Below are 20400 nucleotides of genomic sequence, written 5' to 3' on the forward strand. Positions count from 1 at the left end.
CATCACCCCGTCAGAAGTGCTCGCGCAGGTCCATGCCCTCGTACAGCGACGCCACCTCGTCGCCATAGCCGTTGAACATCTCCGTGCGCCGGCGGCGGAATTCCCCGATCCGGCGCTCGGTGCGCTGCGACCAGCGCGGGTGGTCCACGTCCGGGTTCACATTGCTGTAGAACCCGTACTCGTCGGGCTGCGCCTGGTTCCACAGCGTCGGCGGCTGCTCCTCGACGAACCGGATGTGCTGGATCGACTTGATGCTCTTGAAGCCGTACTTCCACGGCACCACCAGCCGAATCGGCGCGCCGTTCTGGTTCGGCAGCACCTCGTCGTACAGCCCCACGGCCAGGATCGTCAGCGGATGCATCGCCTCATCCAGGCGCAGGCCTTCGGTATAGGGCCACTCCAGCCCGCCGCTGCCCCGCCGGCGTTGTCCGCGCAGGTTGTCGGGATCGTAGATACTTTCGAAGGCGACATAGCGGGCACCCCCGCGCGGCTCGGCCTTGTCGAGGATGCGATTCAGCTCGAAGCCGATCCACGGGATCACCATGGACCAACCCTCGACACAGCGCATGCGGTAGATCCGTTCCTCCAGCGACCACGGGCGGATGAAGTCCTCCACCGCGTACTCACCCGGGTTGTCGCACAGCCCGTCCACCGTGATCGTCCACGGATCGGTCTTGAGCTGATCGGCGTAGGTCTTGGGGTCGCCCTTGCCCGGGCCCATCTCGAAGAAGTTGTTATAGCTGGTGATCTCGTCATACGAGGTCTTCGACTCGTCGGTCGAAAAATCGCTGGACTCGAACTCCAGGGGGTATCCACGCAGCGCGGCGGATGCCGGCAGCGCCGCGCCCAGCCCTCCGAGCGCCAGGCCGGCGCCCAGCCCGACCCCAGCCCGCAGGAATTCGCGCCGTCGCGCATAGATCTCCGGCGGGGTGATCTCGCCGCGGGAACAATCGAAACGACGTCGGGTGCGGATCAGCATGGCCTGCCCTCGCAACTGATTTCGGCGGCAGCGGGAAACGCTGCCACTCGTGCACCATGGACCAGCAACGATCGCCCGAGTTCGCCCCGCGATGTCCATAAGGCGAACCGGCGAACGATAAGAATTTTCTGCTTGCGGGCCGGCCGGAACGATATATAAGGCTTTTCTGATACCGCAGTCCGGGGTGGCCCGGCCGGCTTGTCAGGAGACCCGACAATGGACCCGACGATCGACGACGTGGCCGATGGCGCCGACGAGATTGCCAGCCTGTTCGACAACCAGTTCGTCAACGACCGCGGCCCGGCGCGTCATGCCGCCCGCCGCACCCTGGAACGCCTGATGGAAGAGCGCGCCCTGCGCGCCCACCTCCAGGACGACTTCGACCTCGACCCCAGCCACGATGCCCTCGAGTGGTAGTTCCCCGGGGTGGCCCCGCGGCCAACCCGCTTTCCCACATCCCGGGCATCTGATGCGATTCGCTACGCTCATCACATCCTACGGTGAACACCCCGCCTCGTAGGATGCGATGAGCCCCGAGAATCGCATCACTCGGATACATCAATCACCCCCGGCCCCCCCCATAACCAAGCCGTCCAATTCCGGCACACCACCCCAATCGACCGGATACTCACCCGAGCGCACAAACCGGTGAAAACTGGAATACGGCCACTCGGCCACACATTCAACCCAGCCATGCTTAACCGGGTTGTAATGGACGTAATCCACGTGGCGGACCCAATCGTCCTCGTCGCGGATGCAATGCTCCCAAAATCGGCGTTGCCAGAGCCCCCGTTCACCGCGCCTTGCCCGGCTACGCGTGCGCGCTTCGCCAACGCACACCAAGCGCGAGAACCGCGCCTTGATCAACCGCCATCGGCGGCTGAAGTCGGCATCGCCGTCCGGCAAGCGCCAAATGCAATGGAGATGCTCCGGCAACACCACCATCGCGTCGATCACGAACGGAGGCGATGCCGCACCTCGCGAAACGCGTCTCTCAACGCCTCGATATGATCGACAAACAGCGTGTTGCCGTCACGCACGGCCGCATTCACGGTAAAGAAATACGTGCCCCCCGGCACATACAAACGGCGATAATCCGTCACCTGAAACCTCCCTTCCATGGGATTTTCCCGAAGCCTGTTGGCGTACCCACCAACGATGCGATTCGCTCCGCTCATCACATCCTACAAGCGCGGGTAGAACTCTCGTAGGATGCGATGAGCGGAGCGAATCGCATCAACCCCGCAGGCAGAGGCCCCCACCCAACGCCTTCACCCGTCCTCATACCCCGTCAGCTCCACGAAGCCCCGGCCGACCGGCTCGCCATCCGCGTCGAGGATATCCACGGCCCCTTCCCAATAGCGGACCACCGTATCCATCTCCTGCTCCTCGCGCACCGCGACCACGGTCCACTCGCGCACAGGCCCGCCACCCGGAGGCTCGATGCGCAGGGACCATTCCACCGGATAGCGGTTGCCGGATGGCTGGGTGGCGTAACGGGTCGGTTCGAGCTGCACCTGCTCCGGCTCCAGCAGGGCATCCCCGGCATCCGCCGGCATCCAGCGACCTTTCGATAACGCGTGCGCCTCGCCATCGAGCCGGCGCAGCTGGTAATACATCACGTCCAGCCCGTCATCGAGCTGCAGCGCGAACCAGTCCCAGCCCGCCTGATCCTCGGCCAGCGCACTAGTGCTCCATTCGCGGTCCATCCACGCCTGCCCGGTCACGTCCAGCGCTACCCCCGAGGCACGGCGCACCTCGCCCGCCACCGCGATACGCGGCATCGAGTAGTAATACGAGGCATCGCCCGGCTCCGGCCCCTTCTGGCTCAGACCGGCCTCGCCCTGCAGAACCGGCTCGCGCGCCGGCTCCAGTTCCAGGGACAACACGTAGTCCTCGACCGTGAAGCGCAGCGTCCAGCGCTCCCCCTCCAGCCCGGCCAGTTCCCAGTCTTCGGCCCAGACGCGCCCCACCGGCTCGGTCGCCCCAGCCAGCCCGCCACCATCGCGCACGAACCGCTCCGCGGATGCGTGAAACCCCGCGTCACGGTCCAGCACCGCCGTATGCACCATCCACAGATCGGGGCTGGCCCAGGCGGACGCGTGCCAGGCCGTATCGCCCGCCAGCGCCGGCGCGAGCCCCACGCGGAAGAACGTCACGTGAAACGCGAAACGCTCACCCTCGGGCCCGTCCAGATTCCCCGTCAGGTACCACCACTCGTTGCGAAACCCCGGATGCGGCCCATGATCGCGCGGAAACTCGAACGCCCGCGGCGCATCGGCGCGGCGAAAGCCCGTGGTGTCCTCGCCCCCCAGGGCCTCGCTCACCCGCAGGCCGGTGACCTCCGCATCGGCCCGTTCCGGCGGCTCCGCACCTCCGCATGCGGCCAGTAACCCCACCAACAACATGACCAGAAGCCCCTGTAGGAGCGGGCTTGCCCGCGAAGCCCCCGCCCGCGCTGGATTCTGCCGCGAGCCATTCGCGGGCAAGCCCGCTCCTGCAAAATCAAGCCACCGCATCACGGCACTTCCCTTAACGCCGGCACCAGCCGCATGCGCGCCATCCGCCACGCCGGGATGACCGAGGCCAGCAAGGCCGCTCCGATCCCCAGCAGCACGGTCTCCCCGACCTCGATCCAGGGCAGACGCAGATCCATCCCCCAGCCAAAGGCCTCGCGGTTGATCACCTCGATCAGCAACCAGCCCATCCCCAGCCCCAGCGGGATCGCCGCCAGGGCGGCGAATACCCCGAGCACCCCGCCCTGCAGCACCACCAGCCCGCGCACGCCGCCGGGTAGAAGCCCAAGGCTGCGCAATGTGGCGAACTCGCGCGCCCGTTCCATCTGCAATGCGATCAATGCCCCCAGGATCGCGATGAACGCCACCACCAACGTGATCACCCGCAGCAGATGCGTGATCGCAAAGGTCCGGTCGAAGATCGCCATGGACTCCTGCTCGATATCCCCCGGCCGGGTCACCAGCGCCGCATGGTCCTGATCCGCCAACCACGCCTCCAGTTGTTCCACCGCCTGCTCGGCGTCGGCCCCGTCCGGCAGGCGCAGCCCGAACGAGCCCACCCCGTCCGGGGGAACGCCCCCGCGCGCGAAGGCCGCCTGCGTCATCAACACCGTCCCGCTGGGATTGCCATAGTCGCGGTAGATCCCGAGAACCTCGAACGCGCGTTGCCCACCGGGCACCACCAGCGACAACCGATCCCCCGGCGCCACGTCGTGATGCGCAGCAAACGGTTCGGTCACCAGCACCGCATCCTCCGCCGCCAGCCGGTCCCCCAGCGTCCCGCGTGCAGCCACCGCCTCCAGAAGCGGCAGATAGTCCAGCCAGTCGGCATGCGGCCGGACCACGTAGAGGTCCACCAGCCCGTGATCGCTGACGACCTCCTGGCTGGACCCGGTACTCACCGACACCGCCCCGGAGCGGGCCACCAGGTCGGCGGTCCAGTCCTCCGGCAGGCGCGCGCCGGCGCGTGCCGATGCCGGCGCGGCGGGCACCACGTACAGATCCGACGTCAGCGCCTGCCCCAGCCACTGCTCCACGCTCCCGCGAAAACTGCCGACCATCACCGCCACGCCAATCGCCGCCGCCAGCGCCAGCGTCAGCGCCGAGGTGGCGGGCGCACTGCGCGACAGGCTGCGCTCCAGGCTACGCACTGCAATGCGTGGCATGGTCACCCCCCGGACCCCGGCGGCCAGACCGCGCAGGGTCCACGCCAGCACCCAGGGCAGGAGCAGCACGAAGCCGGCGATCAGCAGGAACAGTGCGACAAACCCGCCCACCAGCGCCCCGGCACCGGTCACGATCAACCCGACGCCCGCCAGCAACAGAACGATAGACGCCAGCGCCAGCCACGCGGCCCAGCCACGGGCACGCCGTTCCAGCCCGCCGCGCCCGGTGCCGGCCGGGCTCGCCACCCGCGCCGCCTCCCAGGCCGGGGCCAGTGCGGCCGCCAGCGACAGGCCCACGCCCAGCAGGAACACCGCGGCCAGCGCCAGCGGCCGTGGCATCACCCCGGTCACCGCCACCGCGAAGAAATGGTCCGTGACCGTCTGCGCGACCTGCGCGACCAGCACCTGCGCCAGGGCCACCCCCAGCAGCGCCCCCAGCAGCGTGCCAATCACGCCGACCAGCAGGGCCTCCAGCAGCACCACACCGAAGATCGCCCGGCGCCCGACACCGACCAGGCGCAGATTGGCAATCACCTCGCGCCGGCGCAGCACCGCAAATGTCTGGGTGTTGTAGATCAGGAACGCGGCGATCAGCAGCGCCAGCAGGCTCATCGCCGTCAGGTTGATCCGAAACGCCTGCGCCAGCTCGCGTGCCGCCTGCCCCCGGCTCTCCACCGGCACCAGCTCGAGTTCCGCGGGCAGGGCCTCGGCCAGCACCCCCACCTCGGCATCGGCCAGCCGGACATCGATCCGGTCCAGTCGCCCCAGCCGGTCCAGCAGCACCTGCGCCGTGGCGATATCCGTCACCCAGAGCGAGCCGCCAGCGCCGTCATCGGTCTCGGCGTCTGTCTCGTCCCGTTCGGCGGCGCGATCGATCAAGGTCACCTCGCGCTCGCCCCCGGCCGCGTCCAGCTCCAGGCGAGCCTCATGCGCCTTGCCGCTGTCCCGCAACCAGCCCGCGGGCGGCAGGATCGTCCCCGGCTCGGTCACCAGGCGCTGCACCGGGGCATCGCCGATATCCGAGGCCGCCCCGCGAAACGGCCCCTCGGCCAGCGGATCCACGCCCAGCACATAGATCGTGCTGCCGTCCGGCAACCGCGCCGGGCCCTCCACGATCGGGGCCGTATCCCGCCACCCGGCCATGCGCAGGTCGCGGTAGAAGCCCTCGTCAAAGCCGCTCGCCGGCCCCAGCACCTGGTGGGTGGCCGCCCCGGCCACCTCGTCCATCGAGCGGTCGAACGCGTGCTGGGCCGACTGGTTCGCCAGATCCACCGCGAGCACGACCGCCACGCCGATGATCACCCCCACCAGCGTCAGCAGCCGCTGCAGCGGCCGCCGGCGCCAGTCGCGCAACCAGGCCCGCAGGACCAGACCGCTCATCCGGATGCCGCTTCCGCGGGATCGGCGGGCTGCAGGAGCCCGTCACGCATCGTCAGGGCCCGGTCCAGCCGGCCGGCCAACTCGTGACTGTGGGTGACCAGCAACAACGAGCAGCCGGTCGCCCGCACCTGCTCCAGTAGCAGGCCGAAGACCGTCTCGCCGGTACGCGAGTCGAGATTGCCGGTGGGTTCGTCGGCCAGGATCAGCGTCGGCTCGTGCACCAGCGCCCGGGCGATCGCCACGCGCTGCTGCTCGCCCCCGGACAGGGCCTCCGGATACCGCGCCGCCTTGTCTGCAAGCCCCATCGCCGCCAGCTGTCGGGCGGCGCGCTCACGGCGCTCGGCCGCGCCGGCCTTCGTCGCCAGCTCCAGCGGCAACATCACGTTCTCCAGCACCGTAAGCGTCGGGATCAGGTGGAACGACTGGAACACGATCCCCACGCGGACCCTCCGCAGCCGCGTACGCGCCGCCTCGTCCAAGCCCGCGAGCGCCTCGCCCGCCAGGTGCACCTCGCCACGATCCGCCGCCTCCAGGCCGGCCGCCAGATGCAGCAGGGTGGACTTGCCGCTCCCGCTCTCCCCGACGATCGCCACGCGCTCGCCGGCGCCCAGATCAAAGTCCACGCCGTGCAGCACCTCGCCCTCGCCCGGGTACGCAAACGCCACATCGGTCAGAGACAGCACCACGCCTTCTGCCGTGCCTTGTTGCTCCATCGCACCCACCTTCTCAATCACATGAATCTTCGCCTGCGAGCAGGCTTCTACAGGGGGCTCCCCCGGCGTTGCAGGAGCCTGCTTGCAGGCGAACAGCGCTCACCGAACGCCCCAAACCCTCCGGCCCACTGCAGACCATGAAGAGTAGATGAATGTTTCAAAACCCTGCACAAGCGGTTGATTGAGGCCTGACATCCGTTAGAATAAGTCCCGTCTCCACACACGGGAACACGCCTTGAAACGTCGATCACGCAGTCGATCTATCCGCGCCTAGCGGCAAGCGCCCGTTCCCCGACCGGTCGCTTCCGTCAGGCCTCTTTGATCAAAGAGCCGGGAGCGGCCGGGCCCCAGCCCGACCCGACCCTGGACCATTCACCGCATCCGTGCGGCGCTGCGCGGGCCTGTGCGCAACCACAGGCCACCCGCGGCGCCCCGATGCCGCCGGGAGAAGGGCATGGAGCTTCACCTCGAACAGTCCATCATCGAGCTGAAGGAGCTGTTGCGTCTGGACGACCGCGACGGCCTCCACGAGCTGCTCGACTACATGCGCGTGCAGGATATCGCCCACGCGCTGATGGAGCTGGGCGACGAGGACCTGTGCGCCGTCTTCAACCTGCTGCCGCCCGGACGCAAGGCGGATGTCTTCGCCTACCTGGATACCGGGCACCAGGTCCGCCTGCTGGAGGCCTCGCCGCGCGAGGACGCCCGCTTCATCCTCTCCGAGATGGAGGCGGACGACCTCACCGCCCTGCTCCAGACCCTGGACCCGGACACCCTGCGCGGCTACCTGCGCCTGCTGCCGTTCCGGGCCATCCGCCGCGCGCTGAAGCAGCTCAACTACCCGGAAGACTCGGTTGGCCGCGTGATGTCGCCGGACGTGGTCGCGGTCGACCCGGACTGGACCCTCAAGCGGGCGCTGGCCTTCATCCGCCGCAACGCCGACGAGCACTCCAACAACGTGATCTTCGTGGTCGACCCGGACCGTGTCCTGCTGGCCGCCGTACCCATCCGCCACTTCCTGCGCGCCAGCGCCGACAGCCCGGTGCGCGAGCTGCTGGGCGAGGCCGAGCCGATCACCATCGCCGTCTCCGAGGACGCGGTCGAGGCCGCGCGCCGTATCCAGCACTACGACCTCGAGACCCTGCCGGTGGTCGGCGAAACCGGCGAGCTGCTGGGCGTGGTCACGGTCGACGACGTGATGGACCTGATCGAGGCCGAGTCCACCGAGGACTTCCACAAGATGGGTTCCGTGGGCACCCTGCCCCTGTCCCCGCAGGAGGCCAGCCCATTCCTGCTCTATCGCAAGCGGGTCGGCTGGCTGCTGGGCCTGGTCGCCTTCAACACCATCGGCGCCCTGATGATCTCGCAGTACGAGGACATCATCGAGGCCGTGGTGGTGCTGGTGTTCTTCCTGCCGCTGCTGATCGCCTCCGGCGGTAACGCCGGCGCGCAGAGCTCCACGCTCATGGTGCGCGCCATGGCGACCGGCGAGGTCACCGCGCGCGACTGGCTCAAGCTGTGGGCGAAGGAAATGGGCGTGTCCCTGACCCTCGGGCTCAGCATGGGCGTTGCCGTGTCGCTGGTCGGCCTGTGGCGCGGCGGCCCGGAGATCGCGCTGCTGGTGGCCCTGGCGATGACCATCATCGTCACCGTGGCCAGCATCCTCGGCATGCTGCTGCCGGTGGTCCTGAACAAGCTGCGCCTCGATCCGGCGACGGCCAGCGTGCCCCTGGTCACCTCGCTCGCCGACATCGGCGGTATCCTGATCTATTTCTCGCTGGCCGTGGCGATTCTTGGCCTGGCGACTCCTTAAAGGTTCCCGCGGATGAGCGCCACCGACCCCGATCTCGACACGCTGCGGCAGGTCATCGCCAACGCGCTGGACGAACCGGAAGCGGACGTCCTGCAGGCGATTTGTGCCAGCCACGCCGCGCCGGATCTCTCCGACGCGCTGGAGGCGCTGCCGGCCGAGCAGATGGAGGCGTTCTTCCAGCGCCTCGATGTCGAGTGCACGGCGGATATCTACGCCCACCTGGAACCGGACCACCAGTCGCGGGTCTTCCAGGCGCTGGACGACGATAACGCCAGCCGCCTGGTGGCGGCGCTGTCCTACGACGACGCGGTCTCGGTGATCGACGGGCTGGAGGACGAACAGGCCGAGTCCCTGCTGGAGACCCTCCCGGACGACGACCAGGAGGCCCTGGAGACCCTGCTCGGCTACCCGGAGGAGAGTGCCGGGCGCCTGATGACGCCCGAGTTCGCGACGGTCCAGCCGGACTGGTCGGTGGCCGAGGCCATGGACCACCTGCGCGAACACAGCGACCTGGCCGAGACCATCAACACCATCTTCGTCATCACCCCCAATGGCGAGCTGCTCGGCTGGGTGCGCCTGAAGGAGCTGCTGCTGTCGCGGCCCTCCACCAGCGTGCGCGAACGCATGCACACGGATGTCGTCAGCATCACGGCGGAGGAAGACCGCGAAGAGGCCGCCCACCGCATCAGCCACTACGACCTGGACGTGCTCCCGGTGGTGGACGACAACGGGCACCTGCTCGGCATCATCACCGTCGACGACGTGATGGACGTACTGCGCGCCGAGACCACCGAGGACTTCCACCGCATGGCCGCGGTGGGCGATGTCGTGCTCTCGCTGCGCGACGCCAGCATGCAGCTGCTCTACCGCAAGCGCATCGGCTGGCTGGTCATCCTGGTCGCCGTGAACATCCTCTCCGGCATGGCCATCGCCCATTTCGAGGCCGCCATCGAGACCGTGGTCGCCCTGATCTTCTTCCTGCCCATGGTCATCGCCTCCGGCGGCAACGCCGGCGCCCAGGCCTCCACCCTGGTCGTGCGTTCGCTCGCCACCAACGACGTCAAGCTCCAGGACTGGTGGCGCCTGGGCGGCAAGGAGATCCTCGTCGCCTCCGCGCTGGGCGCCACCCTCGCCGGCGCCATCTGGCTCTCCGGCAACTGGCTGGGCAGCCTCGAGGTCGCCAACGCCATCGCCCTGGGCATGTTCCTGGTCGTCCTGTTCGGCTCCCTGTTCGGCCTGCTGCTGCCGTTCACCCTCACCCGTTTGGGCGTCGATCCCGCCGTCGCCAGCGCCCCGCTCATCACCTCCGTGGTCGACGTCGTCGGCATCACCATCTACTTCGCCACCGCCGTCGCCATCCTCGGCCTCTAGCTCCCCCAACCCCCATACCCCACCCCCGTAGGATGCGATGAGCAAAGCGAATCGCATCAACCTCGCCCCACCCCCAACGCCCGGTGCGTTTCGCCAAGCTCAACGCACCCTACGAACTGCCCCGAACGCCAGGAGTCGAGCTCGAGGCGATCACGACCTCACCAACACCCCTCCGCGTCATCCCGGACACCGCACCACCCCCCCGTCATCCCGGCCGTAGCGCAGCGAAGAGCCGGGATCTCCACCGCTCGAACGCCCCCCCAAGATCAAGACCCCCGGCTATGACAACCAGAGGCACCCCAGCCCCCAAGGTGACAACGTGCGTCACTTAACATGACCATTTTTGTCACGTGACACACCCGGGAAGCGTGTGGGCGTGACCCATGCCACAGACCGCACCGCGGCCGAGCGCCGTTTTCACGCATCTCCGCACTCTTGGCACGCCCGATGCATCTACTGAGACAGCTACCCACGGGGTGGCCGGGCCGAAGGCCCAGCTTTCATCACATCAAGGGAGTACGACCATGCAGAAGAAATCCGTCCAACAGGGCTTTACGCTTATCGAACTGATGATCGTGGTGGCGATTATCGGGATTTTGGCGGCGATTGCTTTGCCGGCTTATAATACCTATACGGTTCGTGCAGCCGCATCGGAAATCGTCACGGCGGCAGGCGCTGCTCGCACTTGTGTGCAGGAAATTAACCAAGGCGCACGGGATCCGGCCACGGCGAACTACGCCAGCTGTGGCAATGTAGATGAAGACTACGATGCTGATGCAGATGCGGGTATTAGTGTTTCGGATACCGGAGTCATCACTGCCACCGGCGACGCACGCGGCGAATTCATTACCGTTACACTCACACCTGCCCCGCTGGCCAATGCTGGGAACATTACCAGTTGGACTTGCACGGGTACTCCGGAAGAGTTCATGCCTGGCTCGTGCCGCGCCAACGCAGATTAGTAAGATAAACTAGCAAAAAGGGGACAGATTTTTTCCCCTTCCCGAACCCCGGCCTCGTGCCGGGGTTTTTTGTTGTCATCCTCAGAATCCTCTGGGACACCCACTTTGTTTATCCTCTCGGACACCCACTTTGTTCACATAAGCCGGATTCGCCGAAGCCGCCTGGCTCAGACTCCGCTTCTACATGCCGCGCTCCCCCCACTCCCCAAATCGACCAGGATCCACCAGGGTCGCCGCCGTGGCGTGTCCAGGACTGACCGCCAGGTGACACGAATTCCGTTCCCTTCCGAGTGGATCCGGCTCTCCCGATTGCGCGCAGCCATTTGTGTGCATACAATAAGTCAATGGAGATCGAGTTTGACGCAGACAAGGACGCTGCCAACCTCGCGAAACACGGGGTCTCACTTGGCGAGGCCCTGAGCCTCGAATGGGATACGCTCCTGGCCATGGAAGACCGTCGGAAGAGCTACGCCGAGTGCCGAATGCTCGGATATGCATTGATGGGCAACCGCTTGTATTGCGTCGTGTTCACCGATCGGGCATCCGTGCGCCGGATCATCAGCCTTCGCAAGGCCAATAACCGGGAAATTGTGCGCTATGTCGAAATCACTAACGCTACGTAGCGGTCGGCGCGTCGTCTTGAACGACGCCGACGAAGAATCAGCGATTCAGGCCGGGATCGATGCGGACCCCGACGCGCCGGAACCTTCCGATGCCGAGACCAAAGACCTGCGGCGCCTGGGCCGCCCACCGCTGGCGGTGACCAAGGAGCGCATCACGATTCGGCTGTCCCCAGAGGTCGTGGAGGCATTTCGGGAAACTGGAAAGGGCTGGCAAACGCGCATGGATGCGGCTTTGAAAGACTGGCTGAAGGACCACACCCCGAGCTCCAATAGTCGATAAGCAGCGCTTACGGACCATCCTCAGTATGTTCTCTGGGACACCCACCTTATTGACATAAGCCGGATTGGAACTGTTCTCTGGGACACCCACCTTGTTGACATAAGCCGGATTGGAGCCTTCCGGGACACCCACTTTCCTCGCGCTACAGGGCGCTGTTGTATACGTAACCCGGAACGCCGTGCCACGAAGACCTGGAAAACTTCAACACAATCACTATGCTATCTACAGGAGCGTAATGGACCTTACGCTGCTGCAAGACCTACTCCACGGAAGGAGCCGATCATGACCCAGCCCCGCTCGACCCTCGTCTCTCTCGATGACACGCCCTGGTATCACGTCGTTTCCCGCTGCGTCCGCCGCGCGTTTCTGTGCGGACACGATGCCCACTCCGGGCGATCCTTTGAGCATCGCCGCGGCTGGATCGCCGACCGCCTAAAACAGCTAGCGTCCGTGTTCGCCGTCGATATCGCGGCCTATGCGGTCATGAGCAACCACTTCCACATGGTCGTGCGGGTGGACGAGGCGCGCCTCGAGCGCCTGGAACGCGACGAGGTCCTGCGTCGCTGGACGCAACTCTTCTCGGGCCCGGTGATGGTGCAGCGTTATTTGGCGGATCCGCAGAGACTCGGCGCGGCCGAGATGAAGATCGTGGATGCCTGGGTGGAGACGTACCGGTCCCGACTCGCGGACCTGTCGTGGTTCATGCGTGTGCTGAACGAGTCGATCGCGCGGCAGGCGAACGCCGAGGACGGCGTGACGGGACGCTTCTGGGAGGGTCGCTTCAAGAGCCAGGCGCTACTCGACGACCAGGCCGTGCTGACGGCGATGGCGTACGTTGACTTGAATCCGATCCGCGCCGGGATCGCGAAGACACCCGAGCGCTCGGATTACACATCGATTGCCGAAAGGACCGCCCTCTTTCGGGCGCCGCACGTGAACGAGGAGCCGACGCCATCCAGGTCCTCGAGAACCAAGGTGAGAGAATCCACGAGACGGGCAAAGACGACGGCTTCCGAAGCGTCCAGCTTGCCCGTGGCTCCTCGGCGCACCGCTCCACAGGCTGCGGAATCCCTGAACCCCGAGTGGGCCCTGGAAGGGCTCACAAGCGCTCCATTGCTACCGTTCGATGCTACCGGCCGGAGCGAACCAGCGATCCCCTTCGGCTTCGAGGACTATCTGGAGCTTGTGGATGCAACCGGCCGCGTGGTTCGGGAGGACAAGCGTGGCTTTATCGACGGGGAGACCCCTCCGTTGCTGGAGCGCCTGGGCATCGACCCCGACCAGTTCATCCGCACGTCCAGCCACATGCTGCGACAGTTTGGCAGCGTGATCGGAACACCCGCTCGCATCACCGCCCGACGCGACGCGCGCCAGACCCGCTACTTGCGGGGGATCGCCGCGGCCCGAAAGCTCTTCCCTCATCGCGCGGCCTGACGCCGCCGGAAACGGTACACCTGTCAGCGCAAGAAGGTGCCAGCGACCCACGGATACCATTCCGGCGAAGACCTGCGGCGAGCGCAGGCCAGAACCGGCTCTCGAAGGCGCCGCCGCGTATGGCCGTGCCGTGACGCCCCGGGCGAGTACGTTCGCAGTGGACGAGCCAAGTGCGGACGGGGCAGTCCGAAACAAGAAAGGGCCGCCCCGGATTCCCTTCCTGGACGACCCTTTTGGGGCTTCCCTGCCCCGACGCACAAGCTAACAGAACCCGCCTGAATTTCCAGTCACACGGCCACACAATTCATGAACGGTCGTTTTCGCACTATGAACGGTCGTCTTGGATGGAATATTTTCTGACCCAGCAGGAAGAAGAGCCGCGCCGTTTTGGGTGCGCGCCTGATCATCGAGAAACCTCGAACTCCGGGACACCCACTTTCCGCACTCCCCCGCTCTCTCAGGGACACCCACTTTGAATGCCGCCCACTTTGAACGCCATTCTCGACCATAGGCGGCAGTACTGCCCAAGGCCTCGAATAGCCACCGACTCTGGCAAGGGCTTCGCGGCCGATCCCACATGGGCGGCGGGTCGTTGCGGAGGCCGGGCGCAAGGGCTCGGCTCCCTGACCGCGGCGAGCCCTCCGCTTGTCAGCCCCGGAACAGCTGATCGGCGGGGGCCGGGCGGCCCAGCAGGAAACCCTGGCCGATGGCACAGCCTTCGCGCAGCAGGAAGGCGCGCTGCGGTTCTTCCTCGACACCCTCGGCGATCAGGTCCAGTTCCAGGGCCTCGGCCAGCGCGATGATGGCGCGGATGATGGATTCGTTGTGGCGGGAGCGCCCGATATCGCGCACCAGGGACTGGTCGACCTTGACCCGGTGCAGCGGCAGGCGGCGCAGGTGCGCCAGGTTGGAGTAGCCAGAGCCGAAGTCATCCATGGCCAGACGCACCCCCAGGCCGTCCAGGCGGCGCAGGATGGCCAGCGCCCGCTCCGGGTCCTCCATGATCATGGTCTCGGTCAGTTCGACCTCCAGGCGCCCGGGCGCGATGCCGTGGCGTTCCAGGCTCTCGCGCACCGTCACCACCAGCTGCTCGTCGTGCAGCTCGCGGGCCGAGAGATTCACGGCGATCATCGGAACGATCTGGCCCGCCGCATCCCAGGCTGCGAGTTGACGACAAGCGGCCTCGAGCACCCAGCGGTCGATCGACACGATCAGCCCGGTCTCCTCCGCCAGGGGGATGAACTCCGCCGGGGACACCATCCCCCGGCGCGAGTGATTCCAGCGCACCAGGCTTTCGACCCCCACGCACGCGCCACTGGCCAGGTCGAACTGCGGCTGGAAGTGGAGGACGAACTCATTGTTGGCGATGGCCTGGCGCAGGTCGTTCTCGAGGAACAGCCGATGTTCGGTAAGCGTGCCCATCTCCGGCGCGTAGGCACACCAGTTGTCGCCACCCTGCTTGCGGGCCTCCTGCATGGCCAGTTCGGCCGCGGTCAGCAGCTCGTCACGGGTCTGGCCATCCCCCGGGAAACGCGCCAAACCGGCGCTTACCGTAAGCACCAGTGTCCGCCCCGCCGTATGGAAAGGCGCGCGCAGGCTGTCCAGAAGCCGCTGCATGAAGGTATCGGCACCCTGGTCGCCCGGATCCTCGATGATCAGACAAAACTCGTCGGCGCCGATCCGGGCGATAGTGTCCTGCGGCGAGAGGGTCTGGCCCAGCCGTTGCGCGATGCCCTGCAGCACGGCATCCCCGGCGGCCGTGCCCAGGGTTTCGTTCACGTTGCGGAAGCGATCGAGATCCATCAGCACGACCCAGCGTGCCTCGCCATCCGCCATCGCACGTTCCACTGCATGCCCCAGGCGATCCTGCAGCAGGGCTCGGTTGGGCAGCCCTGTCCGGGCATCGAAGTGGGAGATCCTGCGCAGTTTCTCTTTCTGCTCGACGCTGTCCGTCAGATCCGTCCAGCTACCGACGATCTCCTGCTCGCCCCCCCGGCCGCTGCGGCCCGGGACCAGCCGCATCTCGTCGCGCACGTGGCGCAGCTTGCCCCAGCCGTCGAACAGGCGGAACTCGCGCACGATCTCGCCGTCTTTCAGCAGGCGCTGATTCTCGTGCAGCGCACCGGCCCGATCCTCGGGATGCAGTTGCTGCTCCCACCAGCCGGGGCGCATGGCGGCGACGGGATCGATCCCGAACAGACGCTCGAGGTTGGGGCTCACCCACTGGGGACGGAAATCCGCGGCGGAGAGCTGATAAATGACCGTGGGCCCGCTGTCGAGCACGTGTTCCAGCCGCTGGTTGGCTGCCCCCAACTCCCGCGTACGGAGGTGCACCTGCCAGCGCAACGCCAGGCCCGTCACCGCCAGCAGCAGGACCAGCGCCAGTGCGGCGAGCAGCGTCCAGAGCGCCCACCCGGGCAACCCGGGCGCGTCCTCCGCGAGCAGGGTGGCCGCAAGGGCCTCCTGGTAGGGTGAGTCCGCCAGTGGCTTCCATTGTTCGAGATAGGCGTCGATGACCGCCAGACGCTCCCCATGCGCCCCCGGCGTTGCCGCGTAGTGCAGCCCCACCAGGCCAAGGGTGATCGGGGTCTCGACCAGCCCGTAGGCCCGCGCATGCTGACGCCCGTAGAAATTGTTGCTGACGGCCGCCGACGCCTCGCCTTCCCGTACCGCCCCGAGTACCGCGGGCATACTGCTGTAGGTCCGTATTTCGTATTCCAGCCCGGGGTTGCCGATCTGTTGCTGACGCAGATGGCTTTCCTGCACGGAGCCCTCCAGCACCGCGATCCGCCGCGCGCCGAGCGCCTCCAGGCTGCTGAAGCCGGACTGCGGGGACGCATACACCTGGCTCCAGCCCTGCACCACCGGGACCTGATGAAAATCGAGGAATTCCTCGCGCACCTCGGTCAGGGCCACGTCGGGCATCAGATCCAGCCGGCCCTCGCGCAGATCCAACAGGCACTGGGCCCATTCGCACGGGACGTACTCGATCTCCCAGTGCTCGCGCCGCGCGATGGAATTCAGCAGGCGCACGAACAGACCACCGGCCTCCCCCTGTTCGTCCACGCTGACCTTCGGCGCGTTGTCGTACACGCCTACGCGCAGCTCCGTCTCGGCGGCCGCGGCGGGCGTGGTCCAGGCCAGCAGCAACCCGAAGAGGAGCACGAGAGCCGAGGCCGGGCCCGCACACAGGCTCCGTGCAGGGCTCGACCGGGAGTTCCTTTCTCTGGGCGACTGGGGTCCTTCCGCTGGGCGCACCGTGCTCTCTCGAATCGACCGACCTCCGCATAGTGCCACGCCCGGCCCGACCATGCGGGGCGAACAACCCATCCAGCGCCGGGCGGGCCCGCACAGGAACGGGACCCGGGTCACGGCCGCCACCACCATTGCCCGGCATTCCGCCGTCACATCCCCTCCACCGGCACGCGGAACACAGACAGGCGGCGGAAAGCCACCACCTGCCCGGTGCCGGGCGAGCCACCACGACCGGTCCTGCAAGACGAGCCCGTCATGCGCAAGCGAGGCCGTCGTCGGACAGGACGCGGTCACGCCCCGCCTCCTTGGCGCGGTACATCATGCCGTCCGCACGCACCAGGACATCGTCCAGGGTGTCCTGCGGTTCGAAGGTGGTGACCCCAAAAGACGCCGTAACCGGAACCTCGGCGATGGGCGCCCGGGCGATCGCCTGCCGGCAGCGCTCCGCCAGCTCCAGCCCCCCTTCGCGTCCGACCTGCGGCGCCACGATCAGGAATTCCTCGCCACCCCATCGAGCGACCAGATCCGGCTTGCGGACCGACGCCCGGAGGATCGCCGCGACCCCCGCGATCACCGCATCCCCGGTCGCATGACCATGGGTATCGTTCACCGACTTGAAATGGTCGATGTCCAGGCTGATCACGGAAACCGGAACCCCGTCGTGCCGAACCGAAGCGGCATGCTGCTCGAGCACCGCCTCCGCCGCTCGCCGATTGGCCAGTCCGGTCAGGGGGTCGGTCCGCGCGGCCTGTTCCAGCGCCTCGCTACGCACCAGCGCGTCCTTAACGGTGTCGCGCATGGAGGTCGCGACACTGGCCAGCCCCAGCAAGACCGCCAGAAACAGATGGATCCGCAGCAGATAGACGGCCGCCTCGCGCGAGAACTCGCCTTGCTGCAACTCGCCCGCAATACCGGAAACCGCGATCAGGGTGGCAACCACGAGGATGGCGAGCCCGGCCCGAAGCCCCCGGCGATGCTCGAGCATCACGAAGGCGGCCAGGATGACAATCCCCACCGCCCAGTAGTGTCCACCCGCCAGGACCAGCAGGTGCGCGTCCAGCGGGCCACCGGCATGAAAATGCCAGGCCAGACGGCTCAGGATCATGGCCGCCACCAGACCCAGCATCCAGGGTTCGAGACGCGACAAGGCCCCGGGAGCGCGCCACACGGCCACGAACAGCGCGGCCAGCACCAGCGCGAACAGGGGATACAGGTAGGCCAGGAAGGCATCCCCCGGGGTGCGGATCATCCAGCTGAGCAGGAAGATCACGACCCCGGCCGCCAACGCGACGAGATAGACAAACCGCTTGCGCGCCTGTAGCCGTTGCGCATCCACCTGTGCGCGCCCGGTCATCTCTTCCTGCATGCCACCTTCCCGATTCTGCCACTGCACAAGGGCCCGTCATCGACGCCTGGAGCAGGTCCTTGAGCAACCCTGCCCGAGCATGCCGAGTTGCCGGCCCGGGAGCAATGGGCGCCAACGCAAAAGGCCGCCCAGGGGCGGCCTTTTACAGGTACTGCATGATGGAGGCTGGGGTCGGAATCGAACCGGCGTACACGGATTTGCAGTCCGCTGCATAACCACTCTGCCACCCAGCCTGTATCGGGTGAGTTCCGGCCCGGCAGGACGCCTTGCATCGCCGTGGGCCGAAACAGAAAACCCCGGCGGAACCGGGGTTTCAGGAATCTGTTGGAGCGGGAAACGAGATTCGAACTCGCGACCCCAACCTTGGCAAGGTTGTGCTCTACCAGCTGAGCTATTCCCGCTCTTCGTTAACGGCGCGTATTCTACCGCAGATTCGGGTCAGGTCAATACCCACGGTAGCCAATCGCTTCCGCGCCGTGCACTGCCCGGTCGAACACCACCACCTGGTTGCGCCCGGCGTTCTTGGCCACGTACATCGCCGCATCGGCCGCCCGCGACAGCGCCGGGCCATCCGCCGCATCCAGCGGGAACAGAGCAATCCCGATACTGCAGGAGATATGCACCTCGATCCCGTCGCAGTCGAACGGGGCGGCCAGCTCGGCGCGGATCTTCTCCCCGATCACGGCGGCATGCGCCCGGCTCTCCTCCAGCGAGTGGAAACGCGGCAACATCACCACGAACTCGTCGCCCGCGATCCGTCCCGCGACGTCGCTATCGCGAATGGCGCCCGACAGACGCTGGGCGACCTGACGCAGCAGCAGGTCGCCCACCGCGTGCCCATGGCGGTCGTTGACCGGCTTGAACTCGTCCAGGTCCACGAACATCAGTGCCACCTGTTGTCCCTCGCGCCGGGCGCCCGTCAGCTCGTGGTCGAGGATCTGGTAGAACAGGGTGCGATTGGGCAGATCGGTGAGCGGGTCGTAATGGGCCAGGCGCTGCATCTGCACTTCGGTCGCCTTGCGCTCGGTGATATCCCGGGCGATACCGAGGAACTCCGTGACCCGCCCGTCTTCATCCAGCACGGGGGAGACATTGCTGGTGTGCCAGCGGTAGTGGCCGTCCTGGTGGCGAATGCGGTATTCGATACCACCCGCCTTCTGGCCCGTGCGCGCGATCCGGTCGAGAAAGGCGTAGCAGTCCGGCAGATCCTCCGGGGCTACGTACTCGTCGATCGCATGATCGATCGCGGCGCTGATCGGGTAGCCAAGGTTCTCGGTCCAGTTGGGCGAGACGTAGGTCAGCACGCCGTCCGGGCGCAGGGAGTAGATCACGTCGCTGGCCGTCTCGACGAAGGCGCGGAACTTGGCCTCGCTCTGGCGCAGCGAGGCCTCCAGATCCTTGCGGCCGGTCACGTCGGTGGCAAAGCCGGTCCAGACGACAGTCCCGTCCTCGAAGCGGCGCACGGTATCGTACGCCGAGAGCCACATCACCTGGCCCCCGGGGCACTGCATGCGGAACTCCATGCTCCACGGCTCGGACTGCTCCACCGACTCCATGGTGGAGCGCATGACCCAGTCGCGATCGTCGGGGTGGATGCAGTCCAGAAGCGCCGCCCCGTCGGTCTTCAGTGCCTCGCGGTCCACGCCGAACCAGCGCTCCACCACGTCGCCCACGTAGGGATAGTCGAATTGCCCGTCGGGACGCATGCGCAGCTGGTACACGAACCCGGGCAGCAGATCCTGGAGCGCCTCCAGGGTCTGCATGTTGTCGAGGTCAAGCTGGGGGCCGAGCATGGGCGATCCCGCTGGCGACACGTAGTCAATCCTCGCAGTGTATCGCAACCCCGTCACGGCGGAACGCACAATGCCCCGCCCGGAGCGCCTCGCGCCGGCACGCTCCGGCGTTGAGAACCGGATTCGCGTCAGCGATTGCGCGCGGCGGCGAGCATGTACTGGATCATCGAGACCAGCGTGAGCGCCGCGGCGAGATAGAGCAGCCACTCGCCGATCACAAAGGTGGGGAGCCCCACGATCGGCTCGGCCCAAAGCAGCAGGAAGATCGCCACCATCTGCGCGGTGGTCTTCACCTTGCCCACCCAGGACACCGCGACCTTCGCGCTGCCGCCGATCTCGGCCATCCATTCGCGCAGCGCGGAGATCGCGATTTCACGTCCGATGATCACGATCGCCGCCAGCGCCAGGCCCAGTCCCGGGTTGTGGTCCACCACCAGCACCAGGGCCGCGGCCACGATCAGCTTGTCCGCCACCGGGTCGAGGAAGGCCCCGAACCGGCTGGTCACCTCCCAGCGCCGCGCGAGGTAGCCATCCAGCCAGTCGGTGAGCCCGGCCAGCGCGAAGATCACGGCGGCCACGATGCCAGCCAGCGGCATCGCCAGGCCGTAGAACGCGGCCACCAGCAACGGGATCATCACGATCCGCGACCAGGTCAGCCAGGTGGGCAGTTTGGGCAGCATGTTCTAGGGAAACACTGATTAATGTACGCGCTCGCGCTCGAGTCGCTTTTGCGTGCGAACAAGGCGCGA

General features: G+C 66.8%; 15 protein-coding genes, 2 tRNA genes and 1 pseudogene. 7 read left to right on the top strand and 11 right to left on the bottom strand.

All coding sequences use genetic code 11. The features are described 5' to 3' along the window. Nucleotides 1-10 precede the first annotated feature (10 nt). On the bottom strand, nt 11-979 hold the full coding sequence (gene msrP, locus F817_RS0102060; protein ID WP_024326085.1) for a protein-methionine-sulfoxide reductase catalytic subunit MsrP: 969 nt from the start codon (nt 977-979) through the stop codon (nt 11-13). Nucleotides 980-1195: 216 nt separating this feature from the next. Here msrP and F817_RS0102065 point away from each other — a divergent pair, with 216 nt between their 5' ends. Next, the gene (locus tag F817_RS0102065) at nt 1196-1396 is read left to right on the top strand and encodes a PA3496 family putative envelope integrity protein (RefSeq protein ID WP_024326086.1); all 201 of its coding nucleotides are present in this window, start codon (nt 1196-1198) and stop codon (nt 1394-1396) included. Nucleotides 1397-1537: 141 nt separating this feature from the next. On the opposite strand, the pseudogene F817_RS13670 reads toward F817_RS0102065, so the two are convergent. The 4 genes and pseudogenes from F817_RS13670 to F817_RS0102085 form a co-directional block, all read right to left on the bottom strand. Further along, nucleotides 1538-2082 (bottom strand): annotated as a pseudogene (locus F817_RS13670) (transposase). Nucleotides 2083-2250: 168 nt separating this feature from the next. Then, nucleotides 2251-3387: a lipocalin-like domain-containing protein gene (locus tag F817_RS0102075; protein ID WP_029681006.1), complete on the bottom strand. Its 1137-nt coding sequence runs from the start codon at nt 3385-3387 to the stop codon at nt 2251-2253. Between the two features lie 110 nt (nt 3388-3497). After that, nucleotides 3498-6041 (bottom strand): ABC transporter permease, encoded by a 2544-nt coding sequence (locus F817_RS0102080; protein ID WP_024326088.1) that lies wholly within the window; start codon nt 6039-6041, stop codon nt 3498-3500. Beyond that, nucleotides 6038-6754, bottom strand: a complete 717-nt coding sequence (locus tag F817_RS0102085) for an ABC transporter ATP-binding protein (RefSeq protein ID WP_024326089.1) — start codon at nt 6752-6754, stop codon at nt 6038-6040. Before F817_RS0102085 ends, F817_RS0102080 begins: the two co-directional genes overlap by 4 nt. Before the next feature lie 454 nt (nt 6755-7208). On the opposite strand from F817_RS0102085, the gene mgtE (F817_RS0102090) reads away from it, so the two are divergent. The 6 genes from mgtE (F817_RS0102090) to F817_RS0102115 all read left to right on the top strand — a co-directional run bounded on the left by mgtE (F817_RS0102090) (nt 7209) and on the right by F817_RS0102115 (nt 13237). Then, nucleotides 7209-8567: a magnesium transporter gene (gene mgtE / locus F817_RS0102090; RefSeq protein WP_024326090.1), complete on the top strand. Its 1359-nt coding sequence runs from the start codon at nt 7209-7211 to the stop codon at nt 8565-8567. A gap of 12 nt (nt 8568-8579) precedes the next feature. Then, complete coding sequence (gene mgtE, locus F817_RS0102095) at nt 8580-9938, top strand: magnesium transporter (protein ID WP_024326091.1); 1359 nt, start codon at nt 8580-8582, stop codon at nt 9936-9938. A gap of 524 nt (nt 9939-10462) precedes the next feature. After that, nucleotides 10463-10900, top strand: coding sequence for a prepilin-type N-terminal cleavage/methylation domain-containing protein (locus tag F817_RS13950; protein WP_024326092.1), 438 nt, complete (start codon nt 10463-10465; stop codon nt 10898-10900). 344 nt (nt 10901-11244) lie between these two features. After that, entirely contained in the window at nt 11245-11523 is a 279-nt protein-coding gene (locus F817_RS0102105; protein WP_024326093.1) for a BrnT family toxin, read from the top strand. Beyond that, nucleotides 11498-11803: a BrnA antitoxin family protein gene (locus tag F817_RS0102110; protein ID WP_024326094.1), complete on the top strand. Its 306-nt coding sequence runs from the start codon at nt 11498-11500 to the stop codon at nt 11801-11803. The genes F817_RS0102105 and F817_RS0102110 overlap by 26 nt, the downstream gene beginning before the upstream one ends. 282 nt (nt 11804-12085) lie before the next feature. Further along, the gene (locus F817_RS0102115) at nt 12086-13237 is read left to right on the top strand and encodes a transposase (protein ID WP_024326095.1); all 1152 of its coding nucleotides are present in this window, start codon (nt 12086-12088) and stop codon (nt 13235-13237) included. 648 nt (nt 13238-13885) lie between these two features. Here F817_RS0102115 and F817_RS0102120 read toward each other — a convergent pair. The 6 genes from F817_RS0102120 to pgsA form a co-directional block, all read right to left on the bottom strand. Next, nucleotides 13886-16381: an EAL domain-containing protein gene (locus F817_RS0102120; protein ID WP_029681007.1), complete on the bottom strand. Its 2496-nt coding sequence runs from the start codon at nt 16379-16381 to the stop codon at nt 13886-13888. 364 nt (nt 16382-16745) lie between these two features. Further along, nucleotides 16746-17858 carry a diguanylate cyclase gene (locus F817_RS0102125; protein ID WP_024326097.1) on the bottom strand — a complete coding sequence of 371 codons (1113 nt, stop codon included), beginning with the start codon at nt 17856-17858 and terminating at the stop codon, nt 16746-16748. 159 nt (nt 17859-18017) lie between these two features. After that, nucleotides 18018-18091: transfer RNA gene (locus F817_RS0102130), tRNA-Cys, on the bottom strand. Between the two features lie 92 nt (nt 18092-18183). Then, a tRNA-Gly gene (locus F817_RS0102135) sits at nt 18184-18259 on the bottom strand. A 42-nt stretch (nt 18260-18301) separates the two neighbouring features. Then, nucleotides 18302-19651, bottom strand: a complete 1350-nt coding sequence (locus F817_RS0102140; protein ID WP_024326098.1) for a sensor domain-containing diguanylate cyclase — start codon at nt 19649-19651, stop codon at nt 18302-18304. Nucleotides 19652-19779: 128 nt separating this feature from the next. Further along, nucleotides 19780-20331, bottom strand: coding sequence for a CDP-diacylglycerol--glycerol-3-phosphate 3-phosphatidyltransferase (gene pgsA, locus F817_RS0102145; protein ID WP_024326099.1), 552 nt, complete (start codon nt 20329-20331; stop codon nt 19780-19782). Between the last annotated feature and the right edge of the window lie 69 nt (nt 20332-20400).

It is taken from the genome of Thioalkalivibrio sp. AKL19 (assembly GCF_000420165.1).
Classification (GTDB): Bacteria; Pseudomonadota; Gammaproteobacteria; order Ectothiorhodospirales; family Ectothiorhodospiraceae; genus Thioalkalivibrio.